The organism is Kibdelosporangium persicum, assembly GCF_013280595.1.
In the GTDB taxonomy this organism is placed as follows: Bacteria; Actinomycetota; Actinomycetes; order Mycobacteriales; family Pseudonocardiaceae; genus Kibdelosporangium; species Kibdelosporangium persicum.
Genome location: NZ_JAAATY010000005.1, coordinates 117471 through 136622, shown reverse-complemented (window position 1 = coordinate 136622; position 19152 = coordinate 117471). Strand labels below are relative to the sequence as shown.

The window sequence follows — 19152 nt, the reverse complement described above, 5'->3', positions numbered from 1 at the left end:
GGTGATGGCTCAGATTCAGCGAACAGCTCGCACACCCGTCCAGATGGCCGCGCTGGTGGTGGGCGCGGTCTTCCTCCTGGTGGGTATCGCCGGTTTCATTCCCGGCCTGACCACCAACTACGACACGCTTTCCTTCGCCGGGCACCACTCGGACGCGCTGCTGCTCGGCGTCTTCCAGGTGTCGATCCTGCACAACCTGGTGCACCTGGCGTTCGGCATCGCCGGACTGGCGCTGGCCAGGACGGCCGGCGGCGCCCGTGGCTTCCTGATCGGCGGCGGGGTGATCTACCTGCTGCTGTGGCTCTACGGGCTGCTGATCGACAAGAACACCGACGCGAACTTCGTGCCGGTCAACGACGCCGACGACTGGCTGCACCTGGTGCTGGCGATCGGCATGATCGGGCTCGGCGCCGCGCTCGGACGCCGGGGCGGCGTCGTGCGGGAGTGACATGAGCGAACGGGACAACCGGCTGGCCCGGTATCGCGGGAAGCGGGATTTCGCGGTGACCGCCGAGCCAGCCGGTGGTCCCGCTCCCGCCGGATCGGGCCGGTTTGTCGTGCAGCGGCACCGGGCCCGCCGGCTGCACTACGACCTGCGCCTGGAGATGGCCGGAGTGCTGGTCAGCTGGGCGGTGCCGCGTGGGCCGACGCTCGACCCGAAGGCACGTCAGCTCGCCGTGCACGTGGAGGATCACCCGGTCGAGTACTTCGACTTCGAAGGGGTCATCCCGAAGGGCCAGTACGGCGGCGGCGACGTGATCGTGTGGGACTGGGGGACCTGGCAGCCGGCGAAGGACGCCGACCCGGTCAAGGCCGTGGCCGACGGTGAACTGCACTTCGACCTGCGCGGCGAGAAACTGGCCGGCCGGTTCGTGCTCGTCCGCACCGGCGACGAGAACTGGTTGCTGATCCACAAAAACGACGACCACGCCGAACGCGGCTGGAACCCCGAGGACCTGCCCAAGTCGGTGAAGACCGGCCGGACGAACGACGAAGTGGCTCAGGCTCGCGACGCGTTGTGGCACGAGAACATGCCGCCGCGCTGGGATCCGGTGACCGACGACGAGCTGGCCGAGCTCGACGCGATGAGGACGAAGGGTACGTGGGCCGTGCGCGGCCGCCAGGTCAAGCTGACCAACCTGGACAAGGTGCTCTTCCCGGACGCCGATCCGCCTGCCACCAAACGAGACCTGGTCCGTTATTACGCGCGCGTCGCGCCTTTCATCCTGCCCTATCTCGCCGATCGCCCGGTGAACACGCACCGATATCCCGACGGCGTGCACAAACCGGGGTTCTGGCAGAAAGAAGTGCCCGGCCACGCCCCGGAATGGCTGAGACAATGGCACAACACGTCCGCCGACGAGGACGAGACGCAGTGCTACGCCGTGGTCGACAGCGTTCCCGCGGTGGTCTGGATGGCCAATTTCGGCGCGATCGAACTGCACCCGTGGACTTCGCGGCTGCCCGACGTGCGGCAGCCGGCCTGGGCGCTGATCGACATCGATCCCGGCGGGAACACCTCGTTCGACGACGTCCTCGCGCTGGCCCGGCTGTACCGGACCGCGCTGGACCACATGAAGGTCGACGGGATGCCGAAGGTCACCGGCCAGCGCGGCATCCAGATCTGGGTCCCGGTCGCCTCCGGCTACACCTTCGACGACACCAGGGACTGGGTGAAGAAGGTGTCCAAGGCCGTCGGCCGGACGCTGCCCGACCTGGTGAGCTGGCAGTGGTACCGCGACGAGCGGTCGGGCCTCGCGCGTCTGGACTACACGCAGAACGCCATCAACAAGACGCTTGTCGCGCCGTTCAGCGTCCGCCCACGAGCGAACGCTTCGGTGTCGGTGCCGATCACGTGGGACGAACTCGACGACCCCGGCCTGAAATCCGATCAATGGACTATCCGAACAGTCCATGAGAGGCTCAATGCGGTGGGTGACCCGATGGCGCACCTGATCGGTCACACACAGCGACTACCTCGCCTCTGACGATGACTGTTCGCGGCCGGAGGGCTAGGGTGGAAGCCGAGCCGAGGCAACATCCCCCATGAAGGGACCTCACACGGTGTCGGAAAACGGCCTGCTCGACTGGCACGTCCAGCAAGACACCGACGCGGTCGTCCTGCACATCGCCGGTGAGATCGATCTGGCCAGCGAGGACGACTTCGCCGAGGCGTTGGCGCTTGCTCTGGGAACGTCCGCTCCCGTGATCCTGGTCGACCTCGCCGGAGTCAAATTCCTCGGTTCCTCGGCGTTGCACGTGCTGTTGCAGGCCAACGAGGAAGCCCGGCGGCAGAAGCGGGCCCTGCGGGTGGCCCATGGCGGGTCCATCGCGCATCGCGTGCTCACCGTGGCCGGGCTCGACCAGGTGCTGGAGGTCTTCGACAGCGCCCAGTCGGCGTTATCGACGGTCCCCGAGCCTGCGGACGGCCGCCACGACCTCACCGTTCGCGACGTCCGTTAGCAAGGCAACCGGTTGCCCGGGCCGCTTCAACTCGGCCACGGGCATCCGCCAGCCGTGGTTCACGGCTCGTGGTGACGGCTGGTCATGAAGTGAGCTCGACGCCCGCCTCGGTGAGCAGGCGCCCGGCTTCGTCCCGCTGGTCCTCCGGGACCAGGATCCGTTGCTGGAGGGCGGCGATGGAGCCGTCGATCACGCTCATGTGACCGTCGATCAGGTTGTGGTTGATGCCGGCGTCCTTCAGGACGGACGCCGCGAACGACATCAGCACCGGATCATTGGAACGAAGCAGCTCGATCATGCCTCCACGATACGGGGCGGCCAGCGGTGACGAGGTCGTGCCGGCCTGCGCGTTTCCTTACGGCGGATGGGTCCGCTCGCAATCCGTGGCGGCGGTGGCCGGGATCGTCATCGGAAGTCCCCCACGTGGTCGGCTGCCCATTCGGTGAGGGTCCGGGCAGGTCTGCCGAGCAGGTCCTCGACCGTGGACAGCACGGGTTCGGGTGTCCGAGTGGCCTGTCGCCAGAGGTCGAGCAGGAAGTCGGCCACGAAGCCGGGTACCTGGGTGCGCCACTCGTCGGGCGACTGTTGTTCGAACCTCAGGTCGAGGCCGACGGCCGCACCGATGGCCGCCACCTGTTCGCGCTTGGTCAGCGACTCGGGGCCGGACAGTGGATAGGTCTGTCCAGTGTGGCCGTCGAAGAGCAGTGCGGTCGCGGCCACCGCGGCGATGTCCTGTTCGTGGACCGGGGTTTGCCGGGCGTCGGCGTACGGTTCCCGTACCACGCCGGTGGTCTTGATGGCGTCGGCCCAGTCGAGCAGGTTCGCCGCGAACATGCCGGGGCGGACGTGGGTCCATTCCAGGCCGGAGTTCTCCACCGCCCGCTCGGTCCGCTCGCGGGTTTCGCTCGCCACCACGGACGTGAGCGTGACGATCCGGCGAACACCCGCCCGTTTGGCCAGATCGGTGACGTGCTGAGGGTCGCCCAGGGCCAGCAGGTACATCCTGTCGACGCCTTCGAACAGCTCGGGCGCCGGTGCGTCGAGGTCGCCACGGACGAGTTCGACCCTGGACGGCAGTGCGGCGGCCGCCGGGTCGCGGGTGAGCGCGCGGACCGTCGCCCCCGCGGTGAGAAGCTGATCGACGACGTGCCGGCCGACCGTGCCCGTGGCGCCGGTTACGAGAATTCTCAACGGGAATCCTTCGGTTGGTTCGGATCGCCGCCGACGTTAGCCAGTTTTTCGCGCCCGTCGCACATAGGTCTTTGCTTCCGCAAATCCCTTGCTTTTCCGGCGATTCCGTAGCAATGACAAGGTTGGTCCAATGTGGACGGCGAGCGGGATGGTGCGGCGGACCTTCGAGGCTTGGTCACTTGTGACACGGGCACGTCGCGCGACGGGTCCTTCCGGCACACTGGGAACCACGACATCTGCCAGTGAATGAGGGGGATCGTGACGGCAACGACTCGGGCGCTGTTGATCGACTTCGACGGTGTGCTCCGGCACCGTGACCCGGACGTCGCCGCTCGGTGCGAGCGGGACGCCGGACTGCCCGAAGGCAGTCTGCTCGGGACCGCGTTCCAGCCGCGGTTGCTGACAGCCGCCGCCACCGGTGTCATCAGTCAGCGGGAATGGGAGAACGAGATCACCTTCGAGCTGCTTCGGCAGTACCCCGAAGCAGACGTCAGCGCAGCCGTCGGCGAGTGCTTCGGCGAGATCGGATACATCGACGACGAGGTGATGGCGGTCGTCGACGCGGTCCGTCCACATGCGACCGTGTGTCTGATCAGCAACGCCACCGACCGGCTGCACCCGGACTTGGCGGCGCTCGGCGTCGCGGATCGGTTCGACCACGCTGTCGCCTCGGCCGACCTGGGAGTGACCAAACCCGACGAACGGATCTTCGCCGCGGGGGCACGGCTGGCGGGTGTTCCTGCCGACAGGTGCCTGGTGATCGACGACTCGCCGGAGCACACCGCGGCGGCCGAACGGATCGGCATGGCAGCGCACACGTTCACGTCGGCCGCCGATCTGAAGAAGACGGTCGGCGAGTGGCTGGATCGTGACCTGATGGATCGGACGTCGCCGGAGGTCGTCGACCGCGAGGCCGTTCGTGTGCTGTGCCTGGACCCGGAGGACCGGGTGCTGCTGATGCACTGGCGCGACCCGGTCAACGGGGCCTACCTGTGGGAGCCGACCGGCGGCGGAGTGGAGCCCGGCGAGACCTACCTGGAGGCGGCTCATCGTGAGCTCGTCGAGGAGACGGGTTTCCTCGGCGTCCAGATCGGTGAGGAGAGCATCCCCGTGCGCCGTGACCAACTGTGGCGCGGACGGCGGTTCCGCAACGTCGAGCAGTTCTTCGTCGCCCGCATCTCGGCCGACCAGGTGACCACGAGGCCGGTGCTCACGGAGACCGAGGTGGAGACCTTGGTGGACAGCCGCTGGTGGTCGTGGCGGGAACTGCTCGGCACGACCGAACGGATCGAGCCTGCCGACCTCGTTCCGGTGCTTCGCCGACTCGTCCCAGGCGGCCCGTGGCGTTCGGTCACCCGGGTGGTCGAGTGATGTCCGATCTGTTCAAGACAGGCGTGCGAGGGTGAAGGCGTGACTGTAGACATCGCGAGGGCCACGTCGTTCATGGCCACTCATGCCCGTGTGCTTGATCGCCGTCGTTTCGAACTGCTCATGGGGACGACGGACAAGAACGCGGTGCTCGCGGCCGTCGACGGGTACCGCAATCCTGACGGTGGATACGGCTGGGGCCTGGAACCGGATCTGCGAGCGCCGGAGAGCCAGCCGGGCGGTGCGCTGCACGCGCTCGAGGTGTTCGCCGAAGCCGGACCGACGCCGCGCACCGCCGAACTGTTCGACTGGCTGGCCGCGACCGCCTTGCCCGACGGCGGACTGCCGTTCGCGCTGCCCGTCGCGGACCCCGCGGGGTGCGCGCCGTTCTGGTCGCAGGCCGATCCGAAGCAGTCCGCGTTGCAGAGCACCGCGTTCGTCACCACGGCCGGGCTGCGAGCCGCCGAACTGGATCCGTCCGTGGCGGAGCACCCGTGGTTGAGGAGCGCGGTCGAGTACTGCTTCGCGGCGATCCGTGCGATCGAGACCCGGCCGTTCGCGATCGAGCTGTGCTTCTGCGTCCAACTGCTGGACGCCGCCTACGAGAAGTATCCGGAGGCCCCGGCCCTGCTCGACCACCTGGCCCGGTTCGTCCCGGCGGACGGGCTGGTGCCGGTCGCCGGCGGCAAAGAGGGCGAGACCTTGCGGGCGCTGGACTTCTCGCCGTGGCCGGACAGCCCGTCGCGGCGGCTGTACCAGCCCGAGGTGATCGCGGCCGAACTGGCGCGGCTCGCCGGCGAGCAGCAGGAGGACGGCGGCTGGACGGTCGACTTCACCAGCTATTCACCGGCAGCCGCGTTGGAATGGCGTGGCTACCGGACGGTCTGGGCGGTGTCCGTGCTACGCCGCAACTCGCTACTTCCCTAGACCGTGCAGGGCGATGTTTATGGCCCGGCGCATCGCCTGCCACATCTTCTCGTGGCCTTCTCCGCGTTCCAGCACGGTCAACGCCGTCGTCTGGGTGGCACCGGCGACCGCGCCGACCAGCGCCGCGGCACTGACCGGGTCGAGCTCCTCCGGGTCGTCCACGCCCGGCCCGTCGGACAGGTAGTCGCCGATCCCGGCTTCCTACGCCCTGGCCAGCAGATCGACGACGTCCTCGCCCGGTCGCCGGGTGGTGGCGATCACCTCGACCGGAAGCCTGCTGCCGTGGTGCGCGTTGCCAGTGGTTCCCGGGACCGCCCGATCGGCCTTGACGGACGTCGACCTGGTTGTTCCGGCGTTTCCCGGACCTGCGGCTGGCCGTCGACCCGCGGGAGGTGCCCGTGCGGGACGACATGGTGATCTTCGGTGTGCACTCGCTGCCTGTCACCTGGGGGCCGTCCGGTGGTGTATGAAACAAGGTGTGACGACTCTTGGTGCGGTTTTCCGTCCTCAGGCGCCGCCGGAACGGCTGCGCGGTGTGGTTCGTGCGGCTGAGGAGTCCGGACTCGACCAGTTGTGGGTGTGGGAGGACTGCTTCTTCGAAAGCGGCATCGCCACCGCGGCCGCGGCGCTGGCGTGGACCGAGCGGCTGAAGGTGGGCGTCGGGCTGCTTCCGGTCCCGCTCAGGAACGTCGCACTGACCACAATGGAGGCCGCGACGCTGTACCGGCTGTTTCCCGATCGGGCTCTGCTCGCGCTGGGACATGGCGTGCAGGACTGGATGGGACAGGTCGGCGCACGCGTCGACTCGCCGGTGACCCTGTTGCGCGAGTACGTGACCGCGATGCGGGCGTTGCTCGCGGGCAAGCGGGTGACCACCGACGGACGCTACGTGAAGCTTCGCGACGTCGCGCTGGACTGGCCACCGGCGACAGTGCCGCCGTTGATCGCCGGAGCGACGGGGCCGCGTTCGCTCAAGCTGTGCGGTGAGGTCGCGGACGGAACGCTTCTCACCGCGGCGACGACGGTCGACATGCTCCGCCAGGCTCGTCAGCTCATTGACCAAGGCCGCGCGGCGGCCGGGCGAACCGATGATCACCAGGTGATCGTCTATCTCGCGGCGGCGACCGGCGAGGGCGCGGCGGAACGAGTGGCAGCGGACAACGAAGGCGTCGCGGGCACGGCGGAGGACATCGCGGCTGCCGTACGGCAGCTCGCTGAGGCCGGTGCGGACACCGTTGTGCTGCAACCGACCTCGGACGAACCCGACCCGGAGGGGTTCGTTCGGTTCGTGGGCCAGGAGGTCCGGCCGCTAATATAAGCGTTCGCTTAGCTATAACCGCTATACTTCCCGTCATGACCGATCTGCCGTTGACCGCGCGGGAAGAGGCCCTGTGGCGGGCGCTCGCGCGGTTGATGGTCTCGCTTCCCCGTGCCCTCGACGACGACCTGCTACGCGACACCGGGCTGTCGCTGACCGACTACTCGGTGCTGATGCACCTGTCCGAGGCGGAGAACCAGCAGCTGCGGATGGCCGACCTGGCGACCGCCACCGCGTTGTCCGCGAGCCGGATCCCCAGGGTGGTGGACAACCTGCGGTCCAGGGGCCTGGTGGAGAAGCGCCGCACCGACTCGGACGGCCGGGGGTACAACGCCGTCCTGACACCACCGGGTCTGCAACGGCTGCGGTCGGCCTATCCCACCCATCTGGCCAGTGTCCGCAAGCGTGTCGTCGATCTGATGGACCCGGACCTGATCGGCCCGGTCGGCAAGCAGCTCGTCGCCGTGGCGGAGCGGCTGTACTCGGAATGCAAACGGCAGGGCTGAGGCGAATGGGGCGGTGGGGGAGTGTCCAGGAGGATCGCCGGGCTGATCGCGACCTTGGGGATCAGCTTCGCCGTGTTGATGGGCACGGCGGACGCCGACCCGTCACCGGTGATCGGTCCGGCGCAAGGCGACGCGCTGCACGTCATGTCCTACAACCTCCGGTTCGCCTCGGACCAGAAGCCGAACTCGTGGGCACAGCGCCGCCCGGTGATGGCCGAGCTGCTCAACCGGGAACTGCCGACGATCCTGGGAACCCAGGAAGGCCTGTACCGGCAACTGCGGGACATCGACCGTGACCTGCCGTCGTACTACGAGTGGATCGGCGTCGGCCGGGAAGGCGGCGACCGCGACGAGTTCGCCGCGGTCTTCTACGACTCCCGGCGAGTGAAGGCGCTGGAGTCACACCACTTCTGGCTTTCCGACACGCCCGAGGTGATCGGCTCGAAGTCGTGGGGCAACACCGTGCCGCGGATGGTGACCTGGGGCCGGTTCCGGGACCTGCGCACCGGCCGCGAGTTCGTCACGGTCAACACCCACTTCGACAACCACTCCGAGGAAGCGAGCGTCCGCAGTGCCTACCTGGTCCGCGAACGGGTCACCGAATTCGCGCCCGGACTGCCGGTCCTGCTGATCGGAGACTTCAACGACCCGGCGACCCGGTCGCGCAGCTACCACGTGCTGGTCACCGAAGGCGGTTTCGCGGACTCCTGGCTCGCGGCCCGCCAACGCCTGTCCCCGTTGTATTCGACCTACCACGGCTATCGCGGCATCCGGCCGGGCGGCAGCCGGATCGACTGGATCCTCACCAGGGGCGCCAGCACGACCTTCGCCGCGATCAACACGTTCGCCGCGGGCGGCCAGATCCCCTCGGACCACTTCCCGATCCACGCCCTGGTCACGCTGAACTGAGTGACGAACGCGAAGCGGCGAAAGCCGGGCCTCAGCCGAAAGACACCGAAGCCGCCCTGTCGTCGAACCGGGCACTGGCCAGATCCGGGATGTTCCCCTTGATCTGCAACGCCTTGCCCTTGCAGTCGCGCTCCGACCACAGCGTGATCCAGCCGGGCGCCGAGACCGAGGAAGCCACGCCCGGCCGGTCCAGGTTCTGGCACCCGTCACCGGTGACGTCCTGCGCGGGCTCGACGAGATTCGGGCTGTCGTACAGCGTCACCTTCTCCGCCGACAACGGAGACGCCGGTCCGGCGGCGCCTGCCTTCTCGCCGTTGGGCGTGACGCCGAACCACGTACCGCTCACAGCCTGGCCGAACGTGTCGCCGGGCTGCTTGTCCTTGGCGTTTCGGTAGACCGGCCAGCCGCCGATCGTGACCTGGAGCGTGCCGTCATTCCGGGTGATCACACCGATATCGCTCTTCGCCAGCCTGTCGAGGAAGATCCGGCCCCTCGGGGCGACGGTCAACGGTGGCCACGCCGCCGCGCAGTCGCCGTCGCAGGTCGACGCCGACGGCTGCGAAGCGTCCTTGTCGAAGCGGTACAAGGTCATCCCGGCGCTGTCGACGACCACGGAGTTCAGCCTGCCCGCCCGCGATGCCCGCAACTGCAACCAGTCCGTGCTGTCCGGCGACACGTTGTACTGCCGCGCGGTGCCGTACAACAACAGCGGTGCGGAGGCGGACGACGCGGCGGCGCCCTTGTCCTCGACAGCCAGAGCCGTGGATTGCTGCTCCGGTTCCGAAGTACACGCCGTGAGCCCGACCGCCATTACGGCGGCGAGGACAGCGGATTGACTGCGCGCCACGGGAATCCCCTCCAGAAGGGCGGGGGACGGCTGCCTGCGGCCGACCCGTTCGCGGCAGACACGGAACTGGGCGCCGTCAGGTTCACAAAAATCTTGAACGAGTTCTCCTCAGCACTGCCTGCCACTGTTGACGCAGGTGACGGCCTGCGCCATGAGCTGCTCGGGCAGCACGCCGATGAACATGGCGTGGTCGGTGATCGGCTCGCGGCCCTCTTCCGGGAACGAGTCGATGGCGTACCGCGCGCCGGGCGGGACCGCGTACGCGACCTCGATGTGCAGTTGCGGAACCGGAAACGTGCCGACCTTGCAGGCGTCGTCGACGGGGAACTCCAGGTGCGTCCGATGCGTCTGGCTGTCGGTGTTCCTGCCGTCCCAGCAACTCGGGAAGTCGAACACCCGGACCACCCGCTGGCCTTCCGGGCAACGCGGATACCGGTTCGTGACGCGGTCGCGGGCGCCGGAACACGTCCACTGGACCCGTTCGGCGTGTTCGCCCTGCTGGGAGACCGCGACCGGGTTGCCGGTGATCGCGCGCAGGAACCGCGGCATGGCGACGACGTTGCTCCTCGGGTTGCCGCGGAACTGGATCAGCACCGACTCGGGGCCGAGGATTCTGCCGTGGTTGCCGTGTATTCCGCCGCCGGGCGCGTGCTCGTCGTGGCCGCGTTCTTCGATCAGCCTGAGTACCGGCCAGTAATACGTGGACTTGTCACCGAATTGGCAAGTTGTCGCCGCGTTCGCCAGTGTGTCATTGGTCGAGAACGCGTCGGTCGAAAGATTTCCGACGTACTCGTGCACGTGATGAGCGCCGTTGGGCAGTTGCGGCTGGGCCACCACGTTGTCGGCGTTGCGGTGCCCGTTCTCGTTGTTGCCACAAGTGGTCTGCCAGGTGCCGACGTTCGGCCGCGCGGGCACTTCGGGCACCTGGCCGATCTCGATGTAGTCCGAATCGCCTGATTCGCTGTGGCAGGCGGACGTGAGAGCGGCGGCAGTGCACAGCGCGGTCATAAAAGCGGTCCGTAACGGCACGCCTGATATTCGCATACGGCGTGATGTGATGCGCATCACATAAATTCGAGTGAGCCGTTTCGGGTCCGCGGCCGTGTTGGTCGGGAACTTGAGGCCGTGGAGGTGTGAACGGATGGGCGGGGTGAGTGCTCGTCACCGCCAAGTCGCCGACGAGGCGTTGGTCCGGAGGTTGTTCGAGGAACACGGCCGGGCCATGCTCGCGTACGCGACGCGGCTGGCCAACGACCGGGCCACGGCCGAGGATGTCGTGCAGGAAGCGCTGATCCGGGCGTGGAAACACCCGGAGGCGCTGGTCAACGGCAAAGGGTCGGTGCGTGGCTGGTTGCTGACCGTGGTGCGCAACCTCGTCCTGGACGGGGTGCGGGCCAAGAACGCCCGGCCCAAGGAGGTCGCCGAGTCGCCGACCACCGGTCCGGTGGAACGCGACCACGCCGACAAGGTGGTCAACTCCCTGGTGGTGCTCGACGCCTTGGAGCAGCTGCCGGACGTGCACCGGTCGGTGCTCGTCGAGATCTACGTCCGTGGGCAGAGCGTCAGCGAGACCGCGGAAACACTCGGCATCCCGCCGGGAACGGTGAAATCGCGGTCCTACTACGCCCTACGAGCCCTACGTGACCTGTTCTCCGCGCGCGGCGCCGACATGGAAGGAGTGGCCTGATGAGCACGTCCGAGCAGCAGCACGTGGACATCGACGCCTACGTCGCCGGTCAGCTGGCGCCGGGCCAGGCCGCTGAGGTGGAACAGCACATCGCCGGATGCGAGGACTGCCGGCGGGAGGCGGACACGTTGCGGGAGATGCGGGAGTTCCTCGGCGAGGTTCCGCCGGAGGCGTTGCTGGAGGGGTATCCGGAGGACGCGGACCTGGTCCTGCAACGGACCCTGCGCCGGATGCGTGCGGAATCGACCGCCGTGCGCCGCCGGAGCCGGTTTCTCACCGTTGCCGCCGCGGTAGTCGCCGGTGCGGTGCTGGCCGGTGGCGGCGTGTTGGTTGGTCAGTCCACTTCGGACACGGAACCGTCCGCGACGCCGACGACGGCCGCGACCCAGCCGCCTGGCGTGCGGTTCGCCAGCGCGACCGACGGCACGACCGGCGCCCGGATCGTCGCCCGGATCACCCCGGCCTCGGGCTGGGTCCGGGTCAACGCCGCGGTCAGCGGGATTCCGGCGGGCGAGCAATGCCGGTTGATCATCGTCAGCAAGGACGGCAGGCACGAGTCCGCGGGCAGCTGGGTCGTGCCGGACAAGGAGAAGGCCGACGGCACCACTTTGGACGGTTCGGCGCTGATCCCGGCCGCCGATGTGGCCGGGGTGATCGTGGAGACCACCACCGGGAAGCAGTACGTCAGCGCGACGGTCTGACGGGTTCGCCGTCCCGCGTCGGGGGCGGGACGGCGAGCCGGATGTTTCCCGGTCACGTGGAAGGCTTGTCGTCCCGTAGAGGGAGCGGGACGGCAAGCCACGTGCTCTTCGCGAAGTCGCTGAAGTCGCGGGGCCGGCGGCCGAGCGCGCGTTCGACGCCGTCGGACACGTGCGCGTCCAGTCCGCGGCGAAGCGCGTCGTAGACCTCGCCGAACGCCGCAGCTTCCTCGGGCGACATGCCTTGCTCGACGGCCTCGGCGACGTACTGTTCCGGCGTGAGCGGCACGTAGCGCACCTGCCTGCCGCTCGCCGCCGAGATCTCGGCCGCCGCTTCGGCCATCGTCAACGCGCGCGGCCCGGACAGTTCGTAAATTTCGCCTCCGTGCTTGTCTTCGGTGAGCGCCGCGACCGCCACGGCGGCGATGTCCTCCGCGTCGACGAAGGTGGCGGCGCCGTCGCCCGCGGGCACGCGGATCTCACCCGCCTGCACGGCCGGGGCGAAGAACCCCTCGCTGAAGTTCTGGGCGAACCAGCCGGGCCGCAGAATCGTCCAGTCGACGTCCAGTGCCCGCACGGCCTGCTCGCCGAGGACATGGGTGTTACCCAGGGCGTTGTCCGCACTGCCGTACCCGGGAGTGTCGACTCCTCTGCCGGACAACAACACCACGCGCCGGACGCCCAGTTCGACCGCCCGGCGGACGAAGGCGCCCGTCAATGTCGTGCCGTCAAGGGGAACGACGAACACGGCGGCCGCTCCGGTCACCGTCGAGTCCCAAGTGGACTCGTCGAGCCAGTCGAACCCGGTGGACCGTGCCCCGATCCGGACCTCCCTGCCCTGCTGCTTGAGCTGCGCCACGACCCGGCTGCCGGACTTGCCGGTCCCGCCGATCACCAGTATCGGATCCATGGCGCCAGTCAATCGCCGGACGGTGAGACGGGCCATGGCCGGAAAGCTCGGTGCGATACGTGAGCGTCTAACCTTGGTCCGTGGACATGCTCGCGGACCTGCTGGACGGCGTACGGGCGCGTGGCGCGTTGTTCAACCAGACGGCCCTGCGTCCGCCGTGGTCACTGCGCTTCGAACTCGGCGTCGAGCTGACGCTGGCCACCATGATCCGTGGCGACGCGTGGGTGATCGGCGACGATCGGCCAGCCGCCATCCGGGAAGGCGACATCGCGATCGTCAAGGGCGCGTACACGATCGCCGACGATCCGCGTACGCCGCCGCAGTACCTCGTCAAGGACACCGACTACTGCATCGACGAGTGCGTCCTGCCGGAAGGCCCGTCGCTGTTGTTCAGCGGCGCCTACCAGGGCTCGATCAGTGAACGGCTGCTCGACGCGCTGCCGCGGGTGGCCGTGGTGCGGTCCGGAACCGCGATGCTGGACATGATCGCCGGCGAGATGACACGGTCCAGGCCGGGACAGCGGGTCGTGCTCGACCGGATGCTGGACCTGTTGCTCGTCGAGACGCTGCGAACGTGGTTCGACCAGAACGAGGCCCCGGTCTGGTACCGGACATCGGACCCGCTGGTCGGTGACGCGTTGCGGATCATGCACGACGACCCGGCGCATCCGTGGACGGTCGCGAGCCTCGCCGCCAAGATCGGCACGTCACGGGCCGCGCTGGCCCGCCGGTTCACCGCCCAGGTCGGGCAACCGCCGATCGCATATCTCACCAGCTGGCGTATCGCGCTGGCCGCGGACCTGCTGCGTGACACCGACGCGACCGTCGCGTCCATCGCGCGCCGAGTCGGTTACGCCAACGCGTTCGCGCTGAGCGCCGCCTTCAAACGAGTACGCGGCACGACCCCCTCCGGCATGCGGGTCGCACACTCCCCCTCGTGAGTGTTTGTCCGTGTTCTAACCCTGATAAACACTCACGAGGGGTGATCGGCGGCGCAGAGGTCACTGCCTTCCCAGCACACCGGCCCGGGCCGCCGCGAGAGCGACGGACACGGCGTGCGCAGCGGTTTTCTGGTCCACAGTGGCGCCGATGATGACGATCTCGAAGAAGATCGGCGCGATCAGTGCCTTCAGCAGTTCGGCCGGGTCCACGTCCGCGGGCAGGTCACCCCGGGCGAGTGCGGCTGTGATCATGGTGTCCGCCCGGCGCGGGCCGTCTTCGAAGAGCTGCCTGCGAATCGCCGCGATCTCCGGGATCCGGGCCGCGTCGGACAGCAGGACGGTCAGGATCGCGCGGCCGGTCGTGCTGGTCGCCCAGCCGATGAACGAGGTGGCCAGTCGCGTCAGGTCCCGCTCGATGTCCCCGCTGTCCGGGATGGGGATGTCCACTTCGGCGTGCACGGTCACCGCGTCGAGCACCAGCGTCGGAACGTCCCGCCAGCGACGGTAGATCGTCGTCTTGTGCACGCCGGTGCGGCGCGCGATCTCGTCGATCGTCAGCGCCGCGTAGCCCTTCTCGGTGAGCTCGGTCAACGTGGCCGCGATGACCGCGGCCCTGACCTTCTCACCTCGGCCGATTCGCTCCAAAGCAACTCCCAGTTGCGTTACGTCCGGGTTGTCTGCCAGGCTATCGCAACTGGCAGTTGCGATACGACCGGAGGGTGCCGGATGGCGAACGAACATCAGACCAAGGCGTGGAACGGCTACGAAGGCGAGCACTGGGCGGCGCGACGCACGCGCTACGACGCGATGCTCGCCGACCTCAACGCCAAACTGTTCCCCGCCGCCGCGATCACCGCCGGCGAACGTGTCCTCGACGTCGGCTGCGGCGCGGGTGAGACCACCCGCATCGCCGCCTCGTCGTCCCGCCACGCCACCGGAATCGACCTGTCCGGCCCGATGCTCGAACAGGCCAGGGCGGCGTCGGCCGATCTGGCCAACGTGACCTTCATCCAAGGCGACGCGCAGGTGTATCCGTTCCCGCGGCACGAGTTCGACATCGCCATCAGCCGCGGCGGCATCATGTACTTCGAGGACCCGGTCGCCGCGTTCAGCAACATCCGCCGTGCACTGCGGCCGGCCGGACGTGTCGCGTTCATCGCGGGCGGTGCGCAGAAACCGGACAGTGACAGCATGGCGGCGTTCACCACGCTCAGCCGGTTCATCCCGCGCCCGGCCCGCGAACCCGGCGACAACAGCCCGAGTCCGGCCGCGCTGTCCGATCCGGACCGCATCCGCGAGATCTTCACCGCCGCCGGTTTCCACGCGATCACCGTGCAGACACACGAAACCGTGTCCATTGTCGGAGCGGATGCCGTCGACGCGACGGACTTCATCCTCACGTGGGGCCCGGTGCGTTACGCCCTGGAGCAGGCGGAAGTCGACGACACCGGGGAGATCCACGCGGCGATGACCGAAGCGTTGCGTCCATTCGAGACGGACGACGGCGTGCGGTGGCGCTCGGACGTCGTGTTGATCACCGCTACAGCGGAATGACGTACTGGATGAATCCCCGGTTCTCCGCCACCTCGTCGTACAACCGGCGCGCGGTGTGGTTGTCCTCCTTGGTGTGCCAGTAGACCCGGGAACACCCCTGGCCCGCGGCCCACTGCTTGACCGCCTCGATCAGCGCGCGGGCGACGCCTTGCCCGCGCGCGTCCGGATCGGTGAACAGGTCCTGCAGGTAGCAGACGTCCGCCGCGGTCGTGTTGGCGTGGACAAGGAAGTGCACGATGCCGACGAGCTTCCCGTCGAGCTTCGCGCCCAGCGCGTGCATCCGTTCCCCTGCTTGGAACTGTGCCCAGGCCTGGTCGTAGAACTCCGCGGGCATCGGGTGTTCGTAGAAGGCGTTGTACCCCTCGAACAGCCGTTGCCACGCGGCGCGGTCGGCCTGTGCCAGAGCGTCGATCGTGATCATTCGTTCCCCAGTCGTCGGTCGGCTGAGCCGAGGTTATCCGGAATTGTCGGACCCCTGCCGTACGGTTCACCGCAACATCGGATCGACCGCAGGGGGTAGGACACAGGTGGGCAAGCCGCGACTGGACGAGGACACGTTCGTCATGCCGTCGGCATGGAGACGGTTCGCGCACTCACGCCGTGATCGCGGCGAACCCGAGTTCCAGCCGGACCAGCAGGCGATCGCGGCGGGGGCCGCGTTGGTCGGCAAGCTGCGCACCAGCCTGGAACGGATCTTCGGCGACCCGCGGTCCGCCGAGCCGCTCGCCGAGGCCGGCCGCGCGTATCTCGCGGGTGACGTGACCCCGTTCGGTGCGGCGGTGGTGCGGATGGCCGCGACCTTCGACAACCAGGACCGGGACGACATGAGCACGCTCGTCCACTACTGGGTCGCCGAGCACGGGGTCGTCTTCGCCGCCGAGGCGGTGCTGAACTGCGCCAAGGTGACCGTGGCGGTCGACAACTCGGCCGGGCATTTCTGGCGCAACGGCGAGCGCGCGCCGAGCTGGGTGCTGCCGCAGTCCGACGACCTGCCGGTCTACTCCCACTTCATCACCGTCGGCACCGAGGTGATCAGGACGGCTTTGGCCGCGGCGAGCGACGCCGACTACGCCGCGGCTGAAGCGGCGCTCGAACCGCTTGGCGCGCCAGGAATGCCGAACGTGCTGCGGGCGTACCTGATGCCGACACGATCCGACTGGGTCGCCGAGGCGCTGGCCGAGCACGTGGAATACCAGCTGTGGTTGCTTGTCGCGCGCAGTGTCGGCACGGCGGACGAACTCGCCGCGCTCAGCAGGACACACGGGATCGCGTTCGACAAGGGCGTGCTGTACACCCTCATCGAGGCGGTCGGCCCGGCGGTCGTGCCGAGGCTGGCGGCCGAACTGGACACCCATCACCACACCGATTTCCGCAAGCGGACCGTCAGTGTGCTGGCGGCGATGCCGACGGACGAGGCCTTCCTCGCGTTGCTCGACCGGGTGGCGCAGAACAAGGTTCAGCCGGCGCTGCTCGCCGCGATGAAGGCGTATCCGCGGCGCGCCGCGCGGTTGCTGGCCGAACGCGCCCTTGAGGACAAGCAAGCCCGCACACTGTTCGACGCGCACCTGAAGTCCCATCCCGATCTGGAGTTGCCCGAGCAGGTGCGGGCGGTCGCGGACGAGGTGACCACGAGTGCGGACGTGCTGCCTGATGCTCCGGCGGACCTGCTGCCGCCGTTGCTCGTTGACCCGCCGTGGACGCGCAGCCGTAAGCAGGTGAAGCCGATCGTGGTCACGGGACTCGAGGCGCCTGAGCCGTCGATCTTGTGGGAGCCCGGCGAGCGGGAGCAGTGGGCCGCCGTGCGCGGCTACTGGGACCACTGGTCCGACGGCAACTGGGCGAAGCACCTGGAGACGTACCACAGCAAACAGCGGACCAATACCGACAGGTACCACGAGGCGACGTTCTTCGCGCGGGCGCCCGAGGAGATGATCCGCCCGCTGCTCGCCGACTGGACGACTTCGTACGTCTACTACGCCGAGGAGTGGGGCAAGGTGGTCGTCGCGAAGTACGGTCTGGACGCGTTGCCCGCCATAGTGCGTCTGGTGGCCGGCAACGCGCCGAACGGCGCCGTGTTGCTGATGCCGTACGCCTCGGCGGAGGTCGCCGCGCTGATGGCGGACTGGTTGTCGCGCCTGAAGTCCGCCCGCAAGTACGCCGTGGACTGGCTTGTCCGCCATGGTGAAACCGCGGTCCGCTTGCTGGTTCCGGCCGCGTTGGGCAAGCCAGGCGCCCCGCGGGCGAACGCTGAGGCCGCTTTGCGTTTCCTGGGTGCGCGGGGGCACGACCTCGTCGCCATCGCGGGCGAGTACGGCGAGGAGGCACAGAACGGCATACGCGCATTGGTCGACGTCGACGAGACCGAACTCCTGCCCGCGAAGCTGCCTGCGCTGAGCGCGTGGGTCGATTCCAACCTGCTGCCCCAGGTCCGGCTGCGCGACGGGCAGTACGCGTTGCCGTCGAGCGCGATCAACCACCTGCTGATGACCGCCGCCCTGTCGAAGCCCGCCGAGGTCTACGCGGGCCTGCCGATCGCACGAGATGTCTGCGATCCGGCTTCGCTGGCGTCGTTCGGGTGGGCGCTGTTCGAGCTGTGGCAGCAGGCCGGGGCGCCTTCGAAGGACAGTTGGGCGTTCACCGCACTGGGCTGGTTCGGTGACGACGAGACGGTCCGGAGGCTGTCGCCGCTGATCCGCCAATGGCCGGGGGAGAGCCAGCATCAGCGCGCCGTCGCGGGCCTGGACGTGCTCGCCGAGATCGGCACCGAGGTGGCGCTCGCGCACCTCAACGGCATCGCGGAGAAGGTGAAGTTCAAGGCGCTCAAGGCACGCGCGCGGGAGAAGGTCGCCGCCATCGCCGCCCAGCTGGGGCTGAGCCGTGAGCAGCTGGCCGACCGGCTGGTGCCGCGGCTCGGCCTGGACGACACCGCGTCGCTGACGATCGACTACGGCACGCGCAAGTTCACCGTCGGTTTCGACGAGCAGCTCAAGCCGTACGTCGTCGACTCGGATGGCAAGCGTCGCAAGGACTTGCCGAAACCCGGCGCGCGTGACGACCAGGAGGTCGCGGCGGCCGAGTACAAGCGGTTCACCGCGTTGAAGAAAGACGTGCGCACGATCGCGTCGGACCAGATCCACCGGCTCGAAGCCGCGTTGGTCACCCAGCGGACCTGGACCGCGACCGAGTTCCGTGACCTGCTGGCCGGGCATCCGTTGCTGTGGCACATCGTCCGCAGGCTCGTCTGGACCACCGACGCGGGCGAGACCTTCCGCCTGGCCGAAGACCGCACGTTCGCCAACGCCGACGACGACACGTTCGTGCTGCCGGACGACGCGGTGGTGCGCATCGCCCACCCGGTGACTCTCGACGCGGACACGTTGGCGGCGTGGGGCGAGGTGTTCGCGGACTACGAGATCCTGCAACCATTCCCGCAGTTGGGCAGGCCCGTGCACGAGGTCGATCCGGAGCGGCCGTTCGCCGAACTGCTCGAGCAGTTCGAGGGACTGGTGGTCCCGGTGGGCAAGCTGCTCGGCCTGACCAAGCGCGGCTGGGTCCGTGGGGAACCACAGGACGCGGGCATCGAGTGCTGGATCACCCGGCCGTTACCGTCCGGCGGCGCGGTCGTCGTGGGGCTCGAGCCGGGCATCGCGGTCGGACTGGTCAACGAGTTTCCCGAGCAGAAGGTGGCCGGTCTGTCGTTCTCGCCCGGCGGAGACGGCCACGATTACTGGTCCTCGCCGAGGAACGCCGCCGCAGTCCCGGATGTCGACGCCGTCACGGCGTCGGAACTGCTGTCCGAGTTCGCCTCCCTCACCGACTGACCTTGTGAAACC

22 protein-coding genes are annotated in these 19152 nt (G+C 68.5%); 14 read left to right on the top strand and 8 right to left on the bottom strand.

Going from position 1 to position 19152, the window contains the following annotated elements; all coding sequences use genetic code 11:
* Positions 1–4: 4 nt before the first annotated feature.
* The 3 genes from GC106_RS11530 (at position 5) to GC106_RS11520 (ending at position 2463) form a co-directional block, all read left to right on the top strand.
* Complete coding sequence (locus tag GC106_RS11530; protein WP_173128181.1) at positions 5–448, top strand: DUF4383 domain-containing protein; 444 nt, start codon at positions 5–7, stop codon at positions 446–448.
* Position 449: 1 nt separating this feature from the next.
* Positions 450–1988, top strand: a complete 1539-nt coding sequence (ligD, locus tag GC106_RS11525; protein WP_173128178.1) for a non-homologous end-joining DNA ligase — start codon at positions 450–452, stop codon at positions 1986–1988.
* Positions 1989–2064: 76 nt separating this feature from the next.
* Positions 2065–2463, top strand: coding sequence for an STAS domain-containing protein (locus tag GC106_RS11520; protein WP_173128175.1), 399 nt, complete (start codon positions 2065–2067; stop codon positions 2461–2463).
* 82 nt (positions 2464–2545) lie between these two features.
* Here the strand turns inward: GC106_RS11520 and GC106_RS11515 are convergent, their stop codons facing one another.
* Both GC106_RS11515 and GC106_RS11510 read right to left on the bottom strand, forming a co-directional pair.
* A complete protein-coding gene (locus GC106_RS11515) occupies positions 2546–2761 on the bottom strand; it encodes a putative signal transducing protein (RefSeq protein ID WP_173128172.1) in 216 nt (71 codons plus the stop codon).
* Positions 2762–2868: 107 nt separating this feature from the next.
* Complete coding sequence (locus GC106_RS11510; protein WP_173128169.1) at positions 2869–3654, bottom strand: SDR family oxidoreductase; 786 nt, start codon at positions 3652–3654, stop codon at positions 2869–2871.
* A gap of 258 nt (positions 3655–3912) precedes the next feature.
* Between GC106_RS11510 and GC106_RS11505 the strand changes: the two genes are divergently transcribed.
* Positions 3913–5025, top strand: coding sequence for an HAD-IA family hydrolase (locus tag GC106_RS11505; RefSeq protein ID WP_173128166.1), 1113 nt, complete (start codon positions 3913–3915; stop codon positions 5023–5025).
* A 39-nt stretch (positions 5026–5064) separates the two neighbouring features.
* On the top strand, positions 5065–5949 hold the full coding sequence (locus tag GC106_RS11500; protein WP_173128163.1) for a hypothetical protein: 885 nt from the start codon (positions 5065–5067) through the stop codon (positions 5947–5949).
* On the opposite strand, the gene GC106_RS11495 is transcribed toward GC106_RS11500, so the two are convergent.
* Complete coding sequence (locus GC106_RS11495; RefSeq protein ID WP_173128160.1) at positions 5938–6111, bottom strand: hypothetical protein; 174 nt, start codon at positions 6109–6111, stop codon at positions 5938–5940. The genes GC106_RS11500 and GC106_RS11495 overlap by 12 nt on opposite strands.
* A 182-nt stretch (positions 6112–6293) precedes the next feature.
* On the opposite strand from GC106_RS11495, the gene GC106_RS48735 reads away from it, so the two are divergent.
* From GC106_RS48735 to GC106_RS11480, 4 genes are read left to right on the top strand one after another with little or no spacing between them, the layout of a single operon-like run.
* The gene (locus GC106_RS48735) at positions 6294–6419 is read left to right on the top strand and encodes a hypothetical protein (protein WP_281368447.1); all 126 of its coding nucleotides are present in this window, start codon (positions 6294–6296) and stop codon (positions 6417–6419) included.
* A gap of 8 nt (positions 6420–6427) precedes the next feature.
* Positions 6428–7267, top strand: coding sequence for an LLM class flavin-dependent oxidoreductase (locus GC106_RS11490; RefSeq protein ID WP_173128158.1), 840 nt, complete (start codon positions 6428–6430; stop codon positions 7265–7267).
* A gap of 35 nt (positions 7268–7302) precedes the next feature.
* Positions 7303–7773 (top strand): MarR family winged helix-turn-helix transcriptional regulator, encoded by a 471-nt coding sequence (locus tag GC106_RS11485; RefSeq protein ID WP_173128156.1) that lies wholly within the window; start codon positions 7303–7305, stop codon positions 7771–7773.
* Positions 7774–7794: 21 nt separating this feature from the next.
* Positions 7795–8682 (top strand): endonuclease/exonuclease/phosphatase family protein, encoded by an 888-nt coding sequence (locus GC106_RS11480; protein WP_312872599.1) that lies wholly within the window; start codon positions 7795–7797, stop codon positions 8680–8682.
* A 31-nt stretch (positions 8683–8713) separates the two neighbouring features.
* On the opposite strand, the gene GC106_RS11475 is transcribed toward GC106_RS11480, so the two are convergent.
* Together GC106_RS11475 and GC106_RS11470 are read right to left on the bottom strand one after the other, a co-directional pair.
* A complete protein-coding gene (locus tag GC106_RS11475) occupies positions 8714–9529 on the bottom strand; it encodes a hypothetical protein (protein ID WP_312872598.1) in 816 nt (271 codons plus the stop codon).
* 108 nt (positions 9530–9637) lie between these two features.
* Entirely contained in the window at positions 9638–10537 is a 900-nt protein-coding gene (locus GC106_RS11470; RefSeq protein ID WP_246365495.1) for a DUF1996 domain-containing protein, read from the bottom strand.
* A 133-nt stretch (positions 10538–10670) separates the two neighbouring features.
* Here GC106_RS11470 and GC106_RS11465 point away from each other — a divergent pair, with 133 nt between their 5' ends.
* Both GC106_RS11465 and GC106_RS11460 read left to right on the top strand, forming a co-directional pair.
* Positions 10671–11216, top strand: a complete 546-nt coding sequence (locus GC106_RS11465) for a sigma-70 family RNA polymerase sigma factor (RefSeq protein WP_173128152.1) — start codon at positions 10671–10673, stop codon at positions 11214–11216.
* Complete coding sequence (locus tag GC106_RS11460) at positions 11216–11917, top strand: anti-sigma factor family protein (RefSeq protein ID WP_173128150.1); 702 nt, start codon at positions 11216–11218, stop codon at positions 11915–11917. Before GC106_RS11465 ends, GC106_RS11460 begins: the two co-directional genes overlap by 1 nt.
* A gap of 52 nt (positions 11918–11969) precedes the next feature.
* Here the strand turns inward: GC106_RS11460 and GC106_RS11455 are convergent, their stop codons facing one another.
* Positions 11970–12824 (bottom strand): NAD(P)H-binding protein, encoded by an 855-nt coding sequence (locus GC106_RS11455; RefSeq protein ID WP_217280382.1) that lies wholly within the window; start codon positions 12822–12824, stop codon positions 11970–11972.
* Between the two features lie 80 nt (positions 12825–12904).
* On the opposite strand from GC106_RS11455, the gene GC106_RS11450 reads away from it, so the two are divergent.
* Entirely contained in the window at positions 12905–13765 is an 861-nt protein-coding gene (locus tag GC106_RS11450; protein ID WP_173128145.1) for an AraC family transcriptional regulator, read from the top strand.
* A gap of 60 nt (positions 13766–13825) precedes the next feature.
* Here the strand turns inward: GC106_RS11450 and GC106_RS11445 are convergent, their stop codons facing one another.
* Positions 13826–14410, bottom strand: coding sequence for a TetR/AcrR family transcriptional regulator (locus tag GC106_RS11445; RefSeq protein WP_217280381.1), 585 nt, complete (start codon positions 14408–14410; stop codon positions 13826–13828).
* A gap of 81 nt (positions 14411–14491) precedes the next feature.
* On the opposite strand from GC106_RS11445, the gene GC106_RS11440 reads away from it, so the two are divergent.
* Complete coding sequence (locus GC106_RS11440) at positions 14492–15319, top strand: class I SAM-dependent methyltransferase (protein ID WP_173128139.1); 828 nt, start codon at positions 14492–14494, stop codon at positions 15317–15319.
* Here the strand turns inward: GC106_RS11440 and GC106_RS11435 are convergent.
* The gene (locus tag GC106_RS11435) at positions 15306–15740 is read right to left on the bottom strand and encodes a GNAT family N-acetyltransferase (protein ID WP_173128136.1); all 435 of its coding nucleotides are present in this window, start codon (positions 15738–15740) and stop codon (positions 15306–15308) included. The genes GC106_RS11440 and GC106_RS11435 overlap by 14 nt on opposite strands.
* A 106-nt stretch (positions 15741–15846) precedes the next feature.
* Between GC106_RS11435 and GC106_RS49265 the strand changes: the two genes are divergently transcribed.
* Complete coding sequence (locus GC106_RS49265; RefSeq protein ID WP_173128133.1) at positions 15847–19140, top strand: DUF4132 domain-containing protein; 3294 nt, start codon at positions 15847–15849, stop codon at positions 19138–19140.
* Positions 19141–19152: the final 12 nt, after the last annotated feature.

Excerpts from the sequence above, each read along its gene's own strand:
- GC106_RS11515 (WP_173128172.1), bottom strand. The coding sequence starts at position 2,761 with ATGATCGAGCTGCTTCGTTCCAATGATCCGGTGCTGATGTCGTTCGCG.
- GC106_RS11470 (WP_246365495.1), bottom strand. The coding sequence starts at position 10,537 with ATGACCGCGCTGTGCACTGCCGCCGCTCTCACGTCCGCCTGCCACAGC.
- GC106_RS11530 (WP_173128181.1), top strand. The coding sequence starts at position 5 with ATGGCTCAGATTCAGCGAACAGCTCGCACACCCGTCCAGATGGCCGCG.
- GC106_RS11465 (WP_173128152.1), top strand. The coding sequence starts at position 10,671 with ATGGGCGGGGTGAGTGCTCGTCACCGCCAAGTCGCCGACGAGGCGTTG.
- GC106_RS11455 (WP_217280382.1), bottom strand. The coding sequence starts at position 12,824 with ATGGATCCGATACTGGTGATCGGCGGGACCGGCAAGTCCGGCAGCCGG.
- ligD (WP_173128178.1), top strand. The coding sequence starts at position 450 with ATGAGCGAACGGGACAACCGGCTGGCCCGGTATCGCGGGAAGCGGGAT.
- GC106_RS11485 (WP_173128156.1), top strand. The coding sequence starts at position 7,303 with ATGACCGATCTGCCGTTGACCGCGCGGGAAGAGGCCCTGTGGCGGGCG.
- GC106_RS11440 (WP_173128139.1), top strand. The coding sequence starts at position 14,492 with ATGGCGAACGAACATCAGACCAAGGCGTGGAACGGCTACGAAGGCGAG.
- GC106_RS11435 (WP_173128136.1), bottom strand. The coding sequence starts at position 15,740 with ATGATCACGATCGACGCTCTGGCACAGGCCGACCGCGCCGCGTGGCAA.
- GC106_RS11460 (WP_173128150.1), top strand. The coding sequence starts at position 11,216 with ATGAGCACGTCCGAGCAGCAGCACGTGGACATCGACGCCTACGTCGCC.